Annotated in this window: 16 protein-coding genes and 1 pseudogene; 11 read left to right on the top strand and 6 right to left on the bottom strand. The window is 62.5% G+C overall.

Translation table 11 applies throughout. The features are described 5' to 3' along the window. The first annotated feature begins 369 nt into the window (after positions 1–369). Positions 370–951: a DUF7344 domain-containing protein gene (locus C476_RS10675; RefSeq protein WP_008012706.1), complete on the top strand. Its 582-nt coding sequence runs from the start codon at positions 370–372 to the stop codon at positions 949–951. Positions 952–1,147: 196 nt separating this feature from the next. Here the strand turns inward: C476_RS10675 and C476_RS10680 are convergent, their stop codons facing one another. Beyond that, positions 1,148–1,597, bottom strand: a complete 450-nt coding sequence (locus C476_RS10680) for a hypothetical protein (RefSeq protein ID WP_008012708.1) — start codon at positions 1,595–1,597, stop codon at positions 1,148–1,150. A 238-nt stretch (positions 1,598–1,835) separates the two neighbouring features. Between C476_RS10680 and C476_RS10685 the strand changes: the two genes are divergently transcribed. The 4 genes from C476_RS10685 (at position 1,836) to C476_RS19665 (ending at position 4,920) form a co-directional block, all read left to right on the top strand. Next, complete coding sequence (locus C476_RS10685) at positions 1,836–2,567, top strand: GNAT family N-acetyltransferase (protein ID WP_008012710.1); 732 nt, start codon at positions 1,836–1,838, stop codon at positions 2,565–2,567. Positions 2,568–2,648: 81 nt separating this feature from the next. Further along, entirely contained in the window at positions 2,649–3,827 is a 1,179-nt protein-coding gene (locus C476_RS10690) for a redox-regulated ATPase YchF (RefSeq protein WP_008012712.1), read from the top strand. Between the two features lie 426 nt (positions 3,828–4,253). Beyond that, positions 4,254–4,541 (top strand): amphi-Trp domain-containing protein, encoded by a 288-nt coding sequence (locus C476_RS10695; RefSeq protein WP_008012713.1) that lies wholly within the window; start codon positions 4,254–4,256, stop codon positions 4,539–4,541. 256 nt (positions 4,542–4,797) lie between these two features. Continuing rightward, on the top strand, positions 4,798–4,920 hold the full coding sequence (locus C476_RS19665) for a hypothetical protein (protein WP_275039678.1): 123 nt from the start codon (positions 4,798–4,800) through the stop codon (positions 4,918–4,920). Between the two features lie 5 nt (positions 4,921–4,925). Here C476_RS19665 and gcvH read toward each other — a convergent pair whose 3' ends face one another. After that, positions 4,926–5,309: a glycine cleavage system protein GcvH gene (gene gcvH, locus C476_RS10700; protein WP_008012716.1), complete on the bottom strand. Its 384-nt coding sequence runs from the start codon at positions 5,307–5,309 to the stop codon at positions 4,926–4,928. Position 5,310: 1 nt separating this feature from the next. Then, positions 5,311–6,408 (bottom strand): glycine cleavage system aminomethyltransferase GcvT, encoded by a 1,098-nt coding sequence (gcvT, locus tag C476_RS10705; RefSeq protein WP_008012718.1) that lies wholly within the window; start codon positions 6,406–6,408, stop codon positions 5,311–5,313. Positions 6,409–6,534: 126 nt separating this feature from the next. Here gcvT and C476_RS10710 point away from each other — a divergent pair, with 126 nt between their 5' ends. Beyond that, entirely contained in the window at positions 6,535–7,011 is a 477-nt protein-coding gene (locus C476_RS10710; protein WP_008012720.1) for an NYN domain-containing protein, read from the top strand. Between the two features lie 27 nt (positions 7,012–7,038). Here C476_RS10710 and C476_RS10715 read toward each other — a convergent pair whose 3' ends face one another. Then, entirely contained in the window at positions 7,039–7,311 is a 273-nt protein-coding gene (locus tag C476_RS10715) for a DUF7513 family protein (protein ID WP_008012722.1), read from the bottom strand. Continuing rightward, positions 7,308–8,879, bottom strand: coding sequence for a Na+/H+ antiporter NhaC family protein (locus C476_RS10720; RefSeq protein ID WP_008012723.1), 1,572 nt, complete (start codon positions 8,877–8,879; stop codon positions 7,308–7,310). The genes C476_RS10715 and C476_RS10720 overlap by 4 nt, the downstream gene beginning before the upstream one ends. Before the next feature lie 252 nt (positions 8,880–9,131). On the opposite strand from C476_RS10720, the gene C476_RS10725 reads away from it, so the two are divergent. From C476_RS10725 to hmgB, 4 genes and pseudogenes are all read left to right on the top strand, one after another. Continuing rightward, the gene (locus tag C476_RS10725; RefSeq protein WP_008012725.1) at positions 9,132–9,371 is read left to right on the top strand and encodes a hypothetical protein; all 240 of its coding nucleotides are present in this window, start codon (positions 9,132–9,134) and stop codon (positions 9,369–9,371) included. Positions 9,372–9,458: 87 nt separating this feature from the next. Next, positions 9,459–10,310, top strand: a complete 852-nt coding sequence (locus tag C476_RS10730; protein ID WP_008012727.1) for a TatD family hydrolase — start codon at positions 9,459–9,461, stop codon at positions 10,308–10,310. A gap of 205 nt (positions 10,311–10,515) precedes the next feature. Next, positions 10,516–11,101, top strand: a pseudogene (locus tag C476_RS10735) (DUF2150 family protein). A gap of 341 nt (positions 11,102–11,442) precedes the next feature. Beyond that, positions 11,443–12,780 carry a hydroxymethylglutaryl-CoA synthase gene (gene hmgB, locus C476_RS10740; protein WP_008012730.1) on the top strand — a complete coding sequence of 446 codons (1,338 nt, stop codon included), beginning with the start codon at positions 11,443–11,445 and terminating at the stop codon, positions 12,778–12,780. A 199-nt stretch (positions 12,781–12,979) separates the two neighbouring features. On the opposite strand, the gene C476_RS10745 is transcribed toward hmgB, so the two are convergent. Continuing rightward, positions 12,980–13,426, bottom strand: coding sequence for a universal stress protein (locus tag C476_RS10745; protein ID WP_008012732.1), 447 nt, complete (start codon positions 13,424–13,426; stop codon positions 12,980–12,982). Between the two features lie 230 nt (positions 13,427–13,656). Between C476_RS10745 and C476_RS10750 the strand changes: the two genes are divergently transcribed. Continuing rightward, positions 13,657–14,751, top strand: coding sequence for an AI-2E family transporter (locus tag C476_RS10750; protein ID WP_008012734.1), 1,095 nt, complete (start codon positions 13,657–13,659; stop codon positions 14,749–14,751). Positions 14,752–14,842 lie beyond the last annotated feature (91 nt).

Consider the following 14,842-nt stretch of genomic DNA (forward strand, 5'->3'; position numbering starts at 1 on the left):
CCGTAATTACGCCAATAGATAAGCTTATTACTGGATAAACCAATATTTTGATTGTCGGCGTGATGCCGACCGCTCATACGGTCTGCTGTCCCGATGTCCCGGTGGGCCCGCAGGACGGGTCGCGGCCCCACCGGCACTGACTGACAGCAGACCGTATCAGTCACCGAGAAGTGCGGTTCGTATCGGTGGATCACCCATGCTCAATCACGGCTCGCGATCGTTCGTGGCTGTCTGATCGCGTTACTGTGGGACTCATCGCGGCTCGTCCCACGGCCCGTCTCCTGCGTTCTCACGGTGATACCGGGTTCACGGTTGTACGAGTGCGTAGTTTTATTTGTTGAACAAGAATACGTCAGTCTGGGAATCCACGTGATCGGACGTAGTCGGACGGATGCCGTCGGTGAATCGCCGCGAACATCCGAGTCGATTGCGAATTCGGCTGACCTTTCGCTCGACGAGATCTACCATCTGCTTCAAACACAACGCCGGCGGGACGTGCTTCGATACCTTCGTACCGCGGACGACCGGGTTCGGTTGCGGGACCTCGCCGAACAGGTCGCCGCCTGGGAACAAGAAACGACCGTCGACAACCTGACCTCCGATGAACGCCAGCGTGTCTACATCTCGCTGTATCAGTCACACCTCCCGAAACTCGACAACCACGGCATCGTCAACTACGACAAAGACCGCGGCTGGGTCGAGCCGACGCCGCATATCAAGCAGTTGCAACCGTATCTCGAGCCGCCGTCTCAACCCGCCTCGCCTCCCCGGTGGCCGCGGCGATACGCGGGAACGGTCGTCTGCTGCGGACTGGGTATGGCGGCAATCACCGCAGACATCGTTCCGATCACCGGACTCGTCGGGGCGTGGGTCGTCCTCGTCGCGTTCGCAATCGTTACGAGCGCACACGCGTGGTCGACTGGTGCGTTCGATCTCGATCTGCCCAACTAGACGAGCGACGAGCAGATCGGAGTGCTGTCGTGCGATCGGGGATGGGGGGGTCATACGGTCTGCTGTCCCGATGTCCCGGCGGGCCCGCATGACGGGGCGTGTGGGTGCGCCGGAACTGACTGACAGAAGTCCGTCTCAGTCGGCGATGATGCTCGTGTCCCGTCGCTGTCCGAACACGGCGACCGAACGACGACCGTCAGTCGGCGCGAGGACCGGTCGCCGTGTTCAATGTGCGGGATCGCTCGAGGAGTCGGTCGGCGTAAAACGCAACGGAGAAGTCCTGTGGGCTGGGGAGCGCACAGGCGAGCCAGCCGATGGCGGTGGCAGCGACAACCGGCGTGTCGATCGACACGGAGCCAGCCAGCCCCAGTCCGAAGACGGGAACGGCAAGCGCAGCGGGTGCAAGCGCGGCGAGACGAAGGACCCAGGCTGGTTCGTGTCCAGTCGGGCGGGGGACGACGACGGCCCACGGATGGGTCGTTACCAGTCCCACAATTCCATCGGGTCGGCCGGGAAGATACGAGATGGCGTAATCGACCCCGGCGAGCCGAAGGACTGTCGCGTGTGCCCACTCGTGGGCTACCAGTCCGACCGCAAGGGAGAGGGCGAGCGCACAGCCAGCACCAATTAGGGTCGCGTCAATCATCGGGACCGCGAGATGCACGCTCTGTACCCCACGAGCGCCATCTCACGCACTCGAAGCGAGGGCCTGACGGTGGAAGGTCGCTCGGCTGTACCAGTTGTCGTCTTAAGGACGGGCGTGGATGATCACTCCGCGAGTCGGCACGTGAATACTGCTCGCGTCAGCTGCGGCCTGACTCAGGTGTAGCACTGGTTGGATCGGCCGGCCAAGCGTTAAGTATTGGTTTGTGGTAGCGACTAACATGGAATCGGCAGAGACGCTCGAGTTCGGCCACACGGACCGCAAGCAGATCTACGAGTACGTCGAACGGCGAGGGGCAGTCGATCCCGACGCGACGCGCGAACAACTCGGCCTCGATCCGGGCGGTTTCCGCCATCACGTCGCGATCCTCAAGCGAGACGGGCGACTCGAGGAAGCAGACGGCACGCTCAGGGTGTCCCTCGAAGCGGGCACAGAAGAAGAGTACGTCGACGAGGATCTCGAGTTTCACATCCGGCCGGCGCGCCAGGAGGATCTGACGGGGATCGTCGGCGCGATCCGACAGGTCGCCGAGGAGAAAACGTACATCGAAGCCGAGACCGTCGCCGACGAGATCGACCACGAGAGCGCCTTACTCCGACACAACGAACTCGAGTCGCGAATGTTCTTCGTCGCCACCGTCGACGACGACGTCGTCGGCTGGGTACACATCCACGCGCCGGAACTCGAAAAACTGAGCCACACCGCTGAACTCACTGTCGGGGTTATCGAGGAGTACCGCGGACACGGTGTCGGTGCACACCTCCTCTCGCGCGGCCTCGAGTGGGCTGCTTCCAACGGCTACGAGAAGGTCTACCAGAGCGTGCCCTCGACCAACGAGGATGCGATCGCGTTTCTCGAAAACCACGGCTGGGAGACCGAGGCCGTTCGCGAGGATCACTACAAGCTCGGTGGCGAGTACGTCGACGAAGTGATGATGGCCGTCGAACTCTAGGGTCGAGACCGCGATCCGATCGGTCGACCTGCCATCGTCGGAATCGAAAGGTAGTTTTCCCGGACCCTGCTACCCTGAGCCATGCTTTCGATCGCGCTTGCCGGGAAGCCAAACGCCGGCAAGTCCACGTTCTACACGGCGGCGACGATGGCGGATGTAGACGTCGCCAACTATCCCTTTACGACGATCGACGCCAACCGCGGGGTCAGCTACGTTCGGACTGAGTGTCCCTGTCTCGAGCGCGACGAGCGCTGTAACGCCGACAACTGCGAGGACGGCAAGCGCTACGTCCCGATCGAACTCCTAGACGTCGCGGGGCTCGTCCCGGGTGCCCACGAAGGGAAGGGGCTGGGCAATCAGTTCCTCGACGAACTGACGAACGCAGACGTCATCGTCAACGTCGTCGACGCTTCCGGTGGCACGAACGAAAAGGGCGAACCCGTCGACATCGGCGAGCACGACCCACTCGAGGATATCGACTTCATCGAGGAGGAGATGGACCTCTGGCTGGCAGGCATCGTCGAGCGCAACTGGGAGTCCGTCGAGCGCAAGTCCCGCTCGCCCGACTTCGACATCGACGACGCGCTGGCGGAGATGCTCTCCGGATTCGGTGCCTCGCCGAAACAGATCGCGATCGTCCTCCGCGATCTGGACTACCCCGACGATCCGATCCAGTGGGACGACGAGCACCGCGAGGCGCTCGCGCGTGACGTCCGCCAGCGCACGAAACCGATCGTCGTCGCGGCGAACAAGATCGACATCGCGCCCGAGAAAAACGTCGAACGCCTGCTCGAGCTGGACAAGCCCGTCATCCCGACCACCGCGGAGGGCGAACTTGCGCTTCGCCGGGCCGCCGACAACGGCCTCGTCGACTACGATCCCGGCGACGAAACGATCGCGATTGGCGACGATGTCAACGATGCCCAGCGCGACGCCCTCGAGGACCTCGCGGACACGATGGCCGAGTGGAACGGCACCGGCGTGCAGGCGGCCCTCGACTACGCGGTCTACGACCTGCTCGAGCACATCACCGCCTATCCGGTCGAAGACGCCGCGAAGTGGTCCGACGGCAGCGGCAATATTCTTCCCGACGCCTTCCTCTTGCCCGACGGTTCGACGCCGGTTGATCTCGCCTACGCGGTTCACTCCGACATCGGCGACGGCTACTTACACGCCGTCAACGCCAAGTCGAACCGAGAGGTGGGGGAGGACTACGAACTCGAGGAGGGGGACGTGATCAAGATCGTGAGTACGAATTAGATTGTTTTAATTCTCCGATAACTTTGACGCAACGAGAACTGTATTGAGCAATTAGGATTCGTATCCGAGTTCCTTCACACTATTGGCAATGTCGTAGAGGAGATAGACCGCAGCAAGACCAATTCCGATCCAAATCCACGTCGCTACGGTTCCTAGACTGTCTGTCAGTTCGATAAAGCCCCAAACCCCGACGAACGTTGAACCCAAAATGGCTGCGGTTACGACTAAAGCATTTTTATAGGCGGGTTAGAACGGGGACCGTCCTGTCGTTTATCCATACTGTTGGCACTATACTGAGAGGTTATATTTTTTACTGGATTGCTAAAGGCGTCATAGAACGGTTCTCATACCCTTATCGCACTATCCACTGGATCGCTCTGTACAGGGATTGCACTTATTGGTGCATGCGGTGTATTGTTCCTCTGTATGCCCGAAGAAGTCCTGTTCAAATCAGAGAGTGGCCAGAACCGAGAAGAAATCGCATCGTATCTCCACAGTGTCGCTGAGAAACTCGAACAAGGCGACGCAGTCACGCTAAAATCAGGTTCCGAGTCCGTGACGATGGAACCGCCAGCCCACCCGACGTTCGAGGTCAAAGCCGAACGCGAAGGGCCGACGGACGGGCCCGGTAACTTGAGTATCGAGTTCGAGCTTGAATGGGACGAGAACGGCAGTGAGGGAGACGGCGAGAGCGGCCAGTTAGAAATCGAGTGATCAGTTTACACATTTCACACGACAGTGCGTTCACTGCAAATCCGCCGAAATCACTTCCATTTGCGTGCGTAGACGGCGCAGCGATCCGTCTATAGCGATCCATCTCGGAGTAGCAATAGCCGGTTTTATATACAAATGTTTTCAAGGCTGAAATATGCCTGGTTGGTCTCCTCCGACAGTTCCCCAGAAGTGGTTCATCGGGGTTGGTGTCCTCTACGGAACTCTGTCAATATATTTATTGATAACTCAACACACTATGACTATAATCTGGCTTGGCATCCTGCTTGGAGTGCTCTATCTCTCGTGGCGATTCGTCGCTGCTGTGGAGGGAATCGCGGATGCGCTCCACCGAATCGCCCAGGAGCAAGAACAGAACTAATTCGTTTATGCGATCTGGTCTTCGTACTCGTCGGCCGTCAGCAAGTCCTCGAGTTCGTCTGTATCGTCAGGGTCAATCTCGAGCATCCAGCCGTCGCCGAAGGGGTCGTCGTTGACGAGTTCGGGGGCGTCGAACAGGTCATCGTTGACCGCCACGACCTCGCCACTGACGGGCGCGTAGAGGTCGGAGACGGCCTTGATCGATTCGACGACGCCGAACTCGCCTTCCTGCTCGAGGGCGTCGCCTTCGTCGGGGAGTTCGACGAAGACCACGTCGCCGAGTTCGTCCTGGGCGAAATCGGTGATGCCCACACGGACGACGCCGTCTGTCTCGAGTGCCCACTCGTGTGATTCCAGGTACCGTCTCTCGTCGGGAACGTCGAAGCTCATGTTATACTGTGTCAATGAAGGGTGTGGTCTCAACTCTTGCCTTTTTCGACTGGCCGCGGACGACGACCTGCAGCGTCGTGCCGGGTTCGGCGTACTCGACCGGCACGTAGCCGAGGCCGATCGCCTGCTCGAGCGTGGGGCTCATCGTCCCGCTGGTGACGGTTCCGATGACCCGGCTCTCGGTGGACGTGATGTCGTAGCCGTGGCGGGGGACGCCGCGGTCGATCAGCTGGAAGCCGACGAGCCGTTCGTCGACGCCCGCCTCGTCGAGTTCGGCCAAGGCATCGCGGCCGACGAACTCGGTCTCGAGCGCGACGGTAAAGCCGATGCCGGCCTCGTAGGGCGTGCGCGGATCGGTTTCGTGGTCGAACTCCTGCCCGGCGAGTAGTAGCCCGGCCTCGATGCGGAGCGTATCGCGGGCTCCGAGGCCGCAGGGCTGACAGTCGAATGCCGTCCAGATCTCTTCAGCCGCGTTCCAGGGGACGATCAGTTCGAAGCCGTCTTCGCCGGTGTAGCCCGTTCGGGCGATCCAGCACTCGACGCCGTCGATCGTCGCATATTGCGCCTCGAAGCGCTCGAGGTCGGCGACCGACTCATCGGTGACGCGCTCGACCAGTTCGGGCGCGGCCGGCCCCTGGACAGCGAACATGGCGTACTCGTCGGTTCGGTTGTCGACGGTCGCCTCGAGGTCCCACTCGTTGCGGTAGCTGAGCCACCGTTCGTGGGTGGCCTCGTCGGTGCCGGCGTTGGGGACGAACAGGTAGGTCGCCTCGCCGTCCTCGTTGGGGAGTCGATAGACGACGGTGTCGTCGATGATGATCCCGTTCTCGTCGGTGATCACGGCGTACTGGGAGTCACCGACCGCGAGCCGGGAGACGTCATTCGACGTCAGCCGTTGCATTAGCTCCGTCGCGTCCGGACCGGTGACGTGAAGCTGGCCCATATGGGAGACGTCGAAGATGCCGACGTCTTCCCGGACGGCCGCGTGCTCGGTCTGGATCGAATCGAACTCGACCGGCATGTCCCAGCCGCCAAACTCCGTAAACTTCGCTCCGCGCTCGTCGTGTAACCCACGTAACGGCGGCGTCTGAAGCGGCATACTCGAACCGTCATCCGCAGCATAGTAATGTCTTTTCGTCGGCCGGGCGCGATCGCTTGCAGTTTCGCCCCCACACTCGTCGGGGCGTTTCGTCACATCTATCTCGCGGCCACGGGAAAGCAGAGTATGTTCGACCACGTTCGCGCCCGTCTCGCTCAGCTGGTCGACCCACAGCCCGACGCCGAGCCGGCGGTGGGGCTGTTCGTCGATGGGCCGAACGTTTTCCGCGACGAGTTCGATGTCGACCTCGATGACTTGCGCGACGCAGCACGCGACCTCGGCCGAATCGGAGTGATTCGGCTTTATCTTGACGAACACGCCACACCCGGCCTCATCCAGGCCGCCGAGGCCCGCGGCTTCGAAGTAATCGTCACCAGCGGCGACGTCGACGTCAAACTCGCCGTCGACGCGACCGCGTTTGCCGGCGATGGCACCATCGACCGGCTTGCGATCGCCTCGAGAGATACCGATTTCAAACCCGTCCTCGAGCACGCAGGGACCGTCGGCGTCGAGACGATCGCGATCGCGCCGGGTTCGTACGGTCGCTCGGACGCACTGCGAAACGCCGCCGACGAGGCAGTGACGCTCGAGCCAGAGCCGTAACGCAAGCGCGCCGGGAAAAGAGGTTAGTTAGCCGCTGTAGGAACTTTCGCCGACGACCTCGAGGAGGTCGCCCTGCCCCGTCGCGGTCGTCTCGTCGAAGTCGGTCACGCGCACGCGGACCTGTTTCTCGACCGTCTCCGGGCCGGCACCGTTGACGATTAGCTCCGTATCGCCGATGTACGCGCGGCCGCTGGTGCCGTTGGTTTCGGCGACGAAGACGTCAATCTCAGAGCCGGGCTCGAGCGTCGGTCGGTTCGCGCGGAACTGCCAGCCTTTGAGGTACTTGCTAAAGAGACTCATACGCGGGCCACCTCCTCACTCTGGCGGTCGATAATGTACTCGCGGCCGAAGCCGGTCAGTGCCGCGACGACGAACACCGCGACGAGCAGCCAGCCCTGGAAGACGAACGGGACGACGTCGATCGGCGTGACGAGCATCGACTCGCTGAACCAGTCGTACTCGCGGGGCAGTCGCTGCATCGCCGAGTAGCCGGCCAGCACCCCACCAGACCACGGGAAGATATAGCCCATGGCGGCGGTCTGGCCGTCCAAGATGTTCGCGCGCCGGTACCCGTTCAGATTGAATCGCTCGCCGATCTTCGAGATGTAGGGACCGATCGCGACCTCGGCTGCGGTGTTGATGGTGATAATCGCGTTGATCAGCGCCGCCGAGCCGACCATGGTGAGTTCGGCGTTGCGGACGTTCGTCGCGAGATTCTCGATCGACCACTCGAGGAGCGACTCGAACGCGCCGCCGCGGATCATGATTTGGGCCGCACCGATGATCAGCAAGACGAGAATCGACAACTCGAGGAAGCCCGCGACGCCGTTCATCAGACTCCCGGTGACGCCGACCGCGTCGGCTTCCTCCACGACGGTGAGAATCGGCAGCCCAGCAAGCGGTTCGGACAGCGGCGCGTCCGACGGTGCGTTGAACATGACGATGTCGCCGAGGGTCGTCAGGCCGAACGCGAGGTTGAACACGACTGCGAGCACGATTCCCCACGAGATGGCCTCGACGATGTGGCGGCCGGCGATCGCCGCGCCGATGACGGCGAGCATCGAGATCACGTGGACGAGTCCGATCGCCTCGCTGCTCTCGAGGAAGATCGCCTGGGCTTCGGCACCGATCTCGAGGCCGCTCATTGCGCCGCCTGCGATGACATAGCCGACGAAGGCGATGGCCGCGGCGATGATCACGTACTTGAACCGCGAGGCAACGACGCCGCCGATGTCGGCGTCCTGGGTGACGGCGCTGACGATCGTCGTGTCGCTGACGGGTGCGAGGTTATCGCCGAAGATCGCACCCGAGAGGATCGCGCCGAACAGCAAGACGGGGTTCGCACCGAGTAACACGCCCGCGGGGAAGAACAGGCCGACGAAGGCGACGGTCGCGCCGTAGCCGGTTCCGATCCCCGTCGTGAAGACGGCCGCGAGGACGAACGTGATCGCCGGGAACAGCGCCGCGCCGATGCCCGCCGTGTCCGCCAGCCAGACCAGGCCACCGACGAAGCCGCCGTCTTGGAGGAGTTGGGCGAACATCCCGGCCCAGATCCACGCCACGATGGCCGTCACGGCGACCGGCTGGGTCATCCCTTCGAAGATCGTGTTGGCGTAGGACTGCCAGTTGCCCCGGACGAAGAACATGCCGACGATGAGTCCGATCAGGATGCCGACGATGAGCCCGCCCGTGTCGCCGATCCGCCAGAGCGCAGTCTGGACGATGGCCCACACGATGAAAAACCCGATCGGGAACGCGCTCATTCCACGACCGCCATAGAACTCGACGCGGGGGCTGTCCTCGGTCTCTCCGCCGATAAACTGGTCAGATGGGTCGTCACCGGGCGAGGTCGTTCCGTTCTCGCTCATGGAGAATCACTCATATTGAGACACAGTCATTCCATATCGATGGCTCATAATAATCATTGTTGACAGAATGGGGCGCTGTGACAGTATCGATACCGAGACACGCCCCGTATATGTCACTGCAATCTGTCGACGCTGTAATGATGTCCGCCGTCGATCGTCGCTTCAGTGGAGATACGAGTACGTCGATCGCATCGAGACCTGTTTGCGCCACTATCGGAAATATTTTTGACACCACTCTAAATTGTCTGAAGCATGATTCTGTTCCAGTTCGGACGATATCTCGGTGGCGCGACCGCACTGATTGGGCTCGCAGTCAGTGTCGCCTTTCTCGGCCCACGAACCGCGGACCCCCTTGCCGCGCTGTTTATTAAACCGCTCACGATCTGGCACCGTCTCATCGGGGTCGCCGTCGGACTGGTCGTCATCGGAATCGGCCTGCGAATCATTGGCCTGGTAGGCGATGTGAACGACTATGATTCGGAAACCGCCTGACCGGAAGCGTTCGATTCACTCATCTAACTCGCTTTCCGATCGCTCGGAGTCGGTGCATATTCCAGCGCCGGGCGTCCAGTGGTGCATATGATCGACGATCGGCCGGTACTGGACGATCACCTCCACCTCGATCCGGACAACCACCGGGGTATCGACGCCGTCGAAGACTTCGCTCGTGTCGGCGGCACCCACCTGCTCGTGGTGAACAAACCCTCCTGGCACCTCGGCGTCGAAGCCGAGACCGGCGAGGACTTCCGGGCGGTCTTCGAGCGCACGATCGACGTCGTCGAGGAAGCCTCGAGCGAACTCACAGGCCGGGCCTGGCCGGTGCTTGGCGTCCATCCGGGCTTGATCACGCGACTGGTCGACGACCGCGGCTTCGCGCCCGACGAGGCTCGCGATCTCATGCAGGCCGGGATCGACGTTGCCGCGGAGTACGTCGAGTCGGGCGACGCGCTGGCGCTGAAATCAGGCCGCCCCCACTACGAGGTCGACGACGCCGTCTGGGACGCCTCGAACGCGGTCATGCGCCGGGCGTTCGACCACGGGGCCGACCTCGAGTGTGCCGTTCAACTCCACGCCGAGGCCAGCGAGGACATGACCGAGGTGGCCGACTGGGCCGTCGAGGCCGGCATGCCGGCCCACAAGGTCGTCAAACACTACGCGAGCGGCCGCCTCGCGGGCCCGACGCCGAGTGTGATCTGCGACAAGGACGAACTCGAGCGCGCTGCCGAGCGCGGCGAGCCGTTCCTGATGGAGACCGACTACATCGACGATCCCGACCGGCCAGGGGCGGTGCTCGGCCCCAAGACGGTCCCCCGGCGGGTCCGGTGGCTGCTCGAGAACGGTTACGACGAAGCGGTTCGCAACGCCCACGTCGAGACGCCGAAGCGAGTGTACGGGATCGACACGGACGCGACGCTCGAGCGCGAGGCGTAACCGGGTGTCGGGTGTGGCGGGGTCGCTCCCGGCGCGCTCGAGGACGCTCGTTCGGACGGTGTTGGACGCACACCAGCGACCACCCATAGCTAAACAGAGAAATAGCTTTCTGAGCCGCTGTTGCGGCCGCTTATCGAACTCTGATAGTCGATCCGTTCGGCTAATGTAGAGAAAGGCATTTCAAGCGGCCGGTGTAGGTGTCTGTATGAGCAATCCCCCGACCGAGTTCTACTCGGAGGAACGCTGGCAGAACTGGATCGATCGCATCAANCATCAAAGACGAAGATATCGATCCGGAAGACGAAGACTCGGCTCGACTCCTGTTGAACCTGCAAGACGACACGGCGATCGCGATCGCGAAGATCGTCGCCGCCTACGACGACGGGGAACTCGACGAAGAGGAAACGCTCGCGGAGATCGAAGACGTCCGCGAGATCGTTCTCAGCGAAGTCGGCATCAACGACGAGGAGAAACTGATCCTCGTCGACGGCGTCCAGACGAGTCTGGTCTGTGTCTTCTTTGCGGCCGAGGAGTACGTCGCCAACGGCCCGGCCGAAGACGGTACTGTCGGCGACTACCTCAGCGCTGCCGCCGACGCCGAAGCCGAGGAAGACCTCGATGCCGCACTCGGCTACGCAGCCCAGGCTGGCACGCTCATCATCGACGGTGAGGAGCTCGATATGACCGTCGCCGAGGACCTCGAGTACGGCCTGGTCACGGAGTGGATCAACGGCCTCGACAGCCTCCAGAGCGCGATGAGCGATCCGGAAGTCGTCGAAGAAGACGAATAGCCACGATCGCGGCGTGTGCTGATTTTCAGCGATCGATCGCCACGATAGTGACAACTGAACCGATTGAGACACCGATCGCACAGTCCGCAATTCTCGCTCGCGGTGTGCGCTCCGAACCGCGCTCCCGTCGTGCGATCGGGTGTGCAGTGACGTTCAGTAGCTACTGTCGCCGTTGAAGGCAGGAATAACGGGGGCCGTTCAGTCGCCTCCCTCTCGCTCGAGCCGTATCACGAGCGGGCACGATGTGGCGCACGTCGATCGTGATCGGTGCCACGATGATATCGTCGATCGTCGAAACAGGGAACGACAATACCTTGTACTATCACCTGTATTGGACAGGTATGACAGCAGTCGGCATCGACGCCGTCGAGATCTGGACCGGGAACCTCAAACTCGATCTGCCGGGGACGTTCGCCGCGGAGAAGGGCGAAGACCCGGAAAAATACACGAAGGGGCTTGGCCTCAATGCCAGTTCGTTCCCCGACAGCTACGAAGACATCGTCACGATGGGGGCAAACGCCGCCCATCGCTTGATGGAGCGCAAAGGCCTCGAGCCCGACGATATCGGTCGGATCGACGTTGCGACCGAGAGCGCCTTCGACAACTCGAAGCCGGTTTCGACGTACGTCGCTGGCTGCCTCGAGCAGGTCTACGACGGTGACTTCCACCACGCGAACAAAGGCGAGCGGAAGTTCGCCTGTATCGCGGGGACCCAGAGTCTAGACGACGCCTGCAACTGGATCCGCGCGGGCCGCAACCGCGGTCGCTCGGCGCTGGTTATCGCGACCGACACCGCCCTCTACGCTCGTGGTGACGCCGGCGAGGCGACCCAGGGTGCCGGGGCCGTCGCGATGCTCATCAGCGAGGACCCGAGTCTCGTCGAACTCTCGACCGAGCAAGGATACGGCTCGGCTGACGAAACCGACTTCCTCAAACCAAACCAGCAGTTCCCCTCGGTCGACGGCAAACGCTCCGTCCAGGTCTACCTCGCACGGATGCGCGAAGCGCTCGAGGACTTCGAGAGCGTCGCCGGCGAGGTCCACGAGGACGACTTCGTCTACGCGCCGTTCCACACGCCGTTCCCGGGGATGGTCCGGAAGGCCGCTCTGCTGGCGTTCCGCCACGTCATTCGCGATACGCCGACCGAAGACGAACTCGCCGAGGAGATCGGTCGCCAGCCCCGTCCCGAAGCGTTCGACTCCGACGAGGAGTACCGCGACGCCCTCCGAGAGTACATGGACGCGCTCAAGGACACCGACCGCTACGCCGAGTGGTACGACGCGACGATCGACCCGACGCTGACGATCTCCCGCAACGTGGGCAACTGGTACACTGGTTCCGTCCACGTCGCCCGCGCGAGCGCACTCAAACACGCGCTCGAGACAGGCCGCGACCTGACCGGCGAAAAACTGCTCGTTGGTTCCTACGGCAGCGGCGCACAGGCGGAGATCCACGCCGAGACGATTCAGGACGGCTGGGAGGACGAAATCGAGGCCCTGAACGTCGACGAGCAACTCGACGACCGCTACGAGATGACGTGGGAAGACTACGAGGAGATCCACGACGTCCACAACCACGAGATGGATGTCGACGTCGAGGAATTCACGACGCCGAGCGAGGAGTTCGTCTTCGACGGCTGGGGCCGCATGGGCGAGCGGAAGTATCGGTACGTGGAATAGCGGCGTTTTTGGCGGAGATTTTTGCGAGCGAGCGCGAAGCGCGAGCGAGGAAAAAGGTCCGTCGGCATGGGCGAGCGGAAGTATCGGTACGTGGAATAGCGGCGTTTTTGGCGGTTTCATACGATCGACTGTTCGTCAGTGCCGGTGGGCCCGCGACCCGCTGTACGGGTGTACCGAGAAACAGTGACAGCAGACCGTCTCAGCGCACGACGGTCACCGGAACGGTCGCGCGTTCGACGAGCGACTTGGCGACGCTACCGAGCATCAGCCCTGCACGCTCCGATCGACCACGGTGGCCGACGTAGATCGCGTCGAACCCCTCGTCCTCGGCGTAGGTGGCGATCTCCCTGATCGGATTGCCATAGAGGAGTTCGACATCGACGTCGTGGCCGAGGTCCGCGGCGAGGTCGGCCGCGTCGTCGGTGATGTCGATCCCACGCTGTTCGGCGTCTTCGACGCTCTCGACGATTAGTCGCTGGTCCTCCCAGAGCGACGCGGTCGGTTCGCTGCCGCCCTCGTCGTACGCGGTGGGATCGACCGCGTGAACGATCGTGATCGAGCCGCCCATCGCGTCGACGATGTCGGCAGCGTAGGCGAGGGCGTTCTCGGATTCGTCGGAGCCGTCGACGGCGACGAGTGCCTTCATGATCTGCTATTCGTTCTCGAGCCATGTGAATCACGAGGGCGACTCTCACGGCACTGCAGCCGGCGTCGTTCGGAACTGATGTAGCCCTGATAGAGCTGATACGGTCTGCTGTCTCGGTGTCCCGGTGCAACCGGGGAGAGAAGTCACGGGTGCACCGGAACTGACGTACAGTAGACCGTATGATAGGTCATATCATCGGACTAATGTATCGGGGCGTTGCATATCTTCCCATGCCAGACAGTCCCGAGCCACCGGGCTGGGTCGTCGAGCAGCCTGCCATGACCGCCCTCGCGCTGGTGAGCGTTCTTCTCGCGCTGTTCGTTCTCCTCCCGTATCTGCAGTACGTCCTTTTCGGCGTCGTGCTCGCCTACATCTTGGAGCCCGTCCAGGTTCGGCTCGAGGAATACGTCAGACCGACGATTGCGGCGATCGTGGTGGTGGTGGCGACCCTGATCGTCGTATTGTTGCCGCTGCTTTACGTCGCCACGATCGCCGTCCAGCAATCGCTCCGACTCGTCCGCTCGATCAGACAGGGAGAGATCGACGTCGGGACGATCGAGTCAGTCCTCGAGACCAACGGGTACGCGGTCGATCTCGTCTCCCTGTACGAATCGAATCAGGACCGGATCGCGACGGGCATCCAGCAAGTCACAACGGGGGCGATCGATCTCGCCGGAAGCCTGCCCGGGATCTTCATCGGCATCACGATTACGCTGTTCGTCCTCTTTGCGCTGTTGCGAGACGGGAACCGGTTCGTCGCGTGGCTCGAGTGGGTGTTACCCGTCGACGACGAGGTGCTGGCAGAACTCCGAACGGGGCTGGATCGGCTCATGTGGGCTTCTGTCGTCGGGAACGTCGCCGTCGCGGCCATTCAGGCGGTGATGCTCGGCGTCGGACTGGCAGTCGCCGGCGTCCCCGCGGTCGTCTTTCTGACCGTCGCGACGTTCGTCCTGACGCTGCTCCCGCTGGTCGGTGCGTTCGGGATCTGGATCCCGGTCGCGGCCTATCTGGTCGCGATGGGACGACCGACCGCCAGCGTGGCGATCGTCGTCTACGGACTGCTCGTCACGTTCTCGGATTCGTACCTTCGGCCCGCGCTGATCGGCCGAACCGGTGCCTTCAACTCCGCGATCATCGTCGTCGGCATCTTCGGCGGCCTCGTCGTCTTCGGCGCTGTGGGCCTCTTCATCGGTCCCGTCGTCCTCGGCGGCGCGAAACTCGTTCTCGACAGTTTCGCTCGCGTGCATACCGGCGAGTCGGCCGCCGACGGCACACTCGAGCACAGCGGAGCCGATACGGACGTCGATACCGATGCCGATGGGTGACTGCTTGCTGCACACCCGGTCGGACAGTCGACCGGCCGGTCCCTCACCGCGAGCGGCGGCCCGGCGTTCGTCGCCGACGCGAGAGAGGCCC

Source organism: Natrinema limicola JCM 13563 (assembly GCF_000337475.1).
In the GTDB taxonomy this organism is placed as follows: Archaea; Halobacteriota; Halobacteria; order Halobacteriales; family Natrialbaceae; genus Natrinema; species Natrinema limicola.

Bases quoted from the DNA above. Each gene is read 5' to 3' on its own strand.
- C476_RS10680 (WP_008012708.1), bottom strand. From the start codon at position 1,597: ATGATTGACGCGACCCTAATTGGTGCTGGCTGTGCGCTCGCCCTCTCC.
- C476_RS10685 (WP_008012710.1), top strand. From the start codon at position 1,836: ATGGAATCGGCAGAGACGCTCGAGTTCGGCCACACGGACCGCAAGCAG.
- C476_RS10690 (WP_008012712.1), top strand. From the start codon at position 2,649: ATGCTTTCGATCGCGCTTGCCGGGAAGCCAAACGCCGGCAAGTCCACG.
- C476_RS10695 (WP_008012713.1), top strand. From the start codon at position 4,254: ATGCCCGAAGAAGTCCTGTTCAAATCAGAGAGTGGCCAGAACCGAGAA.
- C476_RS19665 (WP_275039678.1), top strand. From the start codon at position 4,798: ATGACTATAATCTGGCTTGGCATCCTGCTTGGAGTGCTCTATCTCTCG.
- gcvH (WP_008012716.1), bottom strand. From the start codon at position 5,309: ATGAGCTTCGACGTTCCCGACGAGAGACGGTACCTGGAATCACACGAG.
- gcvT (WP_008012718.1), bottom strand. From the start codon at position 6,408: ATGCCGCTTCAGACGCCGCCGTTACGTGGGTTACACGACGAGCGCGGA.
- C476_RS10710 (WP_008012720.1), top strand. From the start codon at position 6,535: ATGTTCGACCACGTTCGCGCCCGTCTCGCTCAGCTGGTCGACCCACAG.
- C476_RS10715 (WP_008012722.1), bottom strand. From the start codon at position 7,311: ATGAGTCTCTTTAGCAAGTACCTCAAAGGCTGGCAGTTCCGCGCGAAC.
- C476_RS10720 (WP_008012723.1), bottom strand. From the start codon at position 8,879: ATGAGCGAGAACGGAACGACCTCGCCCGGTGACGACCCATCTGACCAG.
- C476_RS10725 (WP_008012725.1), top strand. From the start codon at position 9,132: ATGATTCTGTTCCAGTTCGGACGATATCTCGGTGGCGCGACCGCACTG.
- C476_RS10730 (WP_008012727.1), top strand. From the start codon at position 9,459: ATGATCGACGATCGGCCGGTACTGGACGATCACCTCCACCTCGATCCG.
- hmgB (WP_008012730.1), top strand. From the start codon at position 11,443: ATGACAGCAGTCGGCATCGACGCCGTCGAGATCTGGACCGGGAACCTC.
- C476_RS10745 (WP_008012732.1), bottom strand. From the start codon at position 13,426: ATGAAGGCACTCGTCGCCGTCGACGGCTCCGACGAATCCGAGAACGCC.
- C476_RS10750 (WP_008012734.1), top strand. From the start codon at position 13,657: ATGCCAGACAGTCCCGAGCCACCGGGCTGGGTCGTCGAGCAGCCTGCC.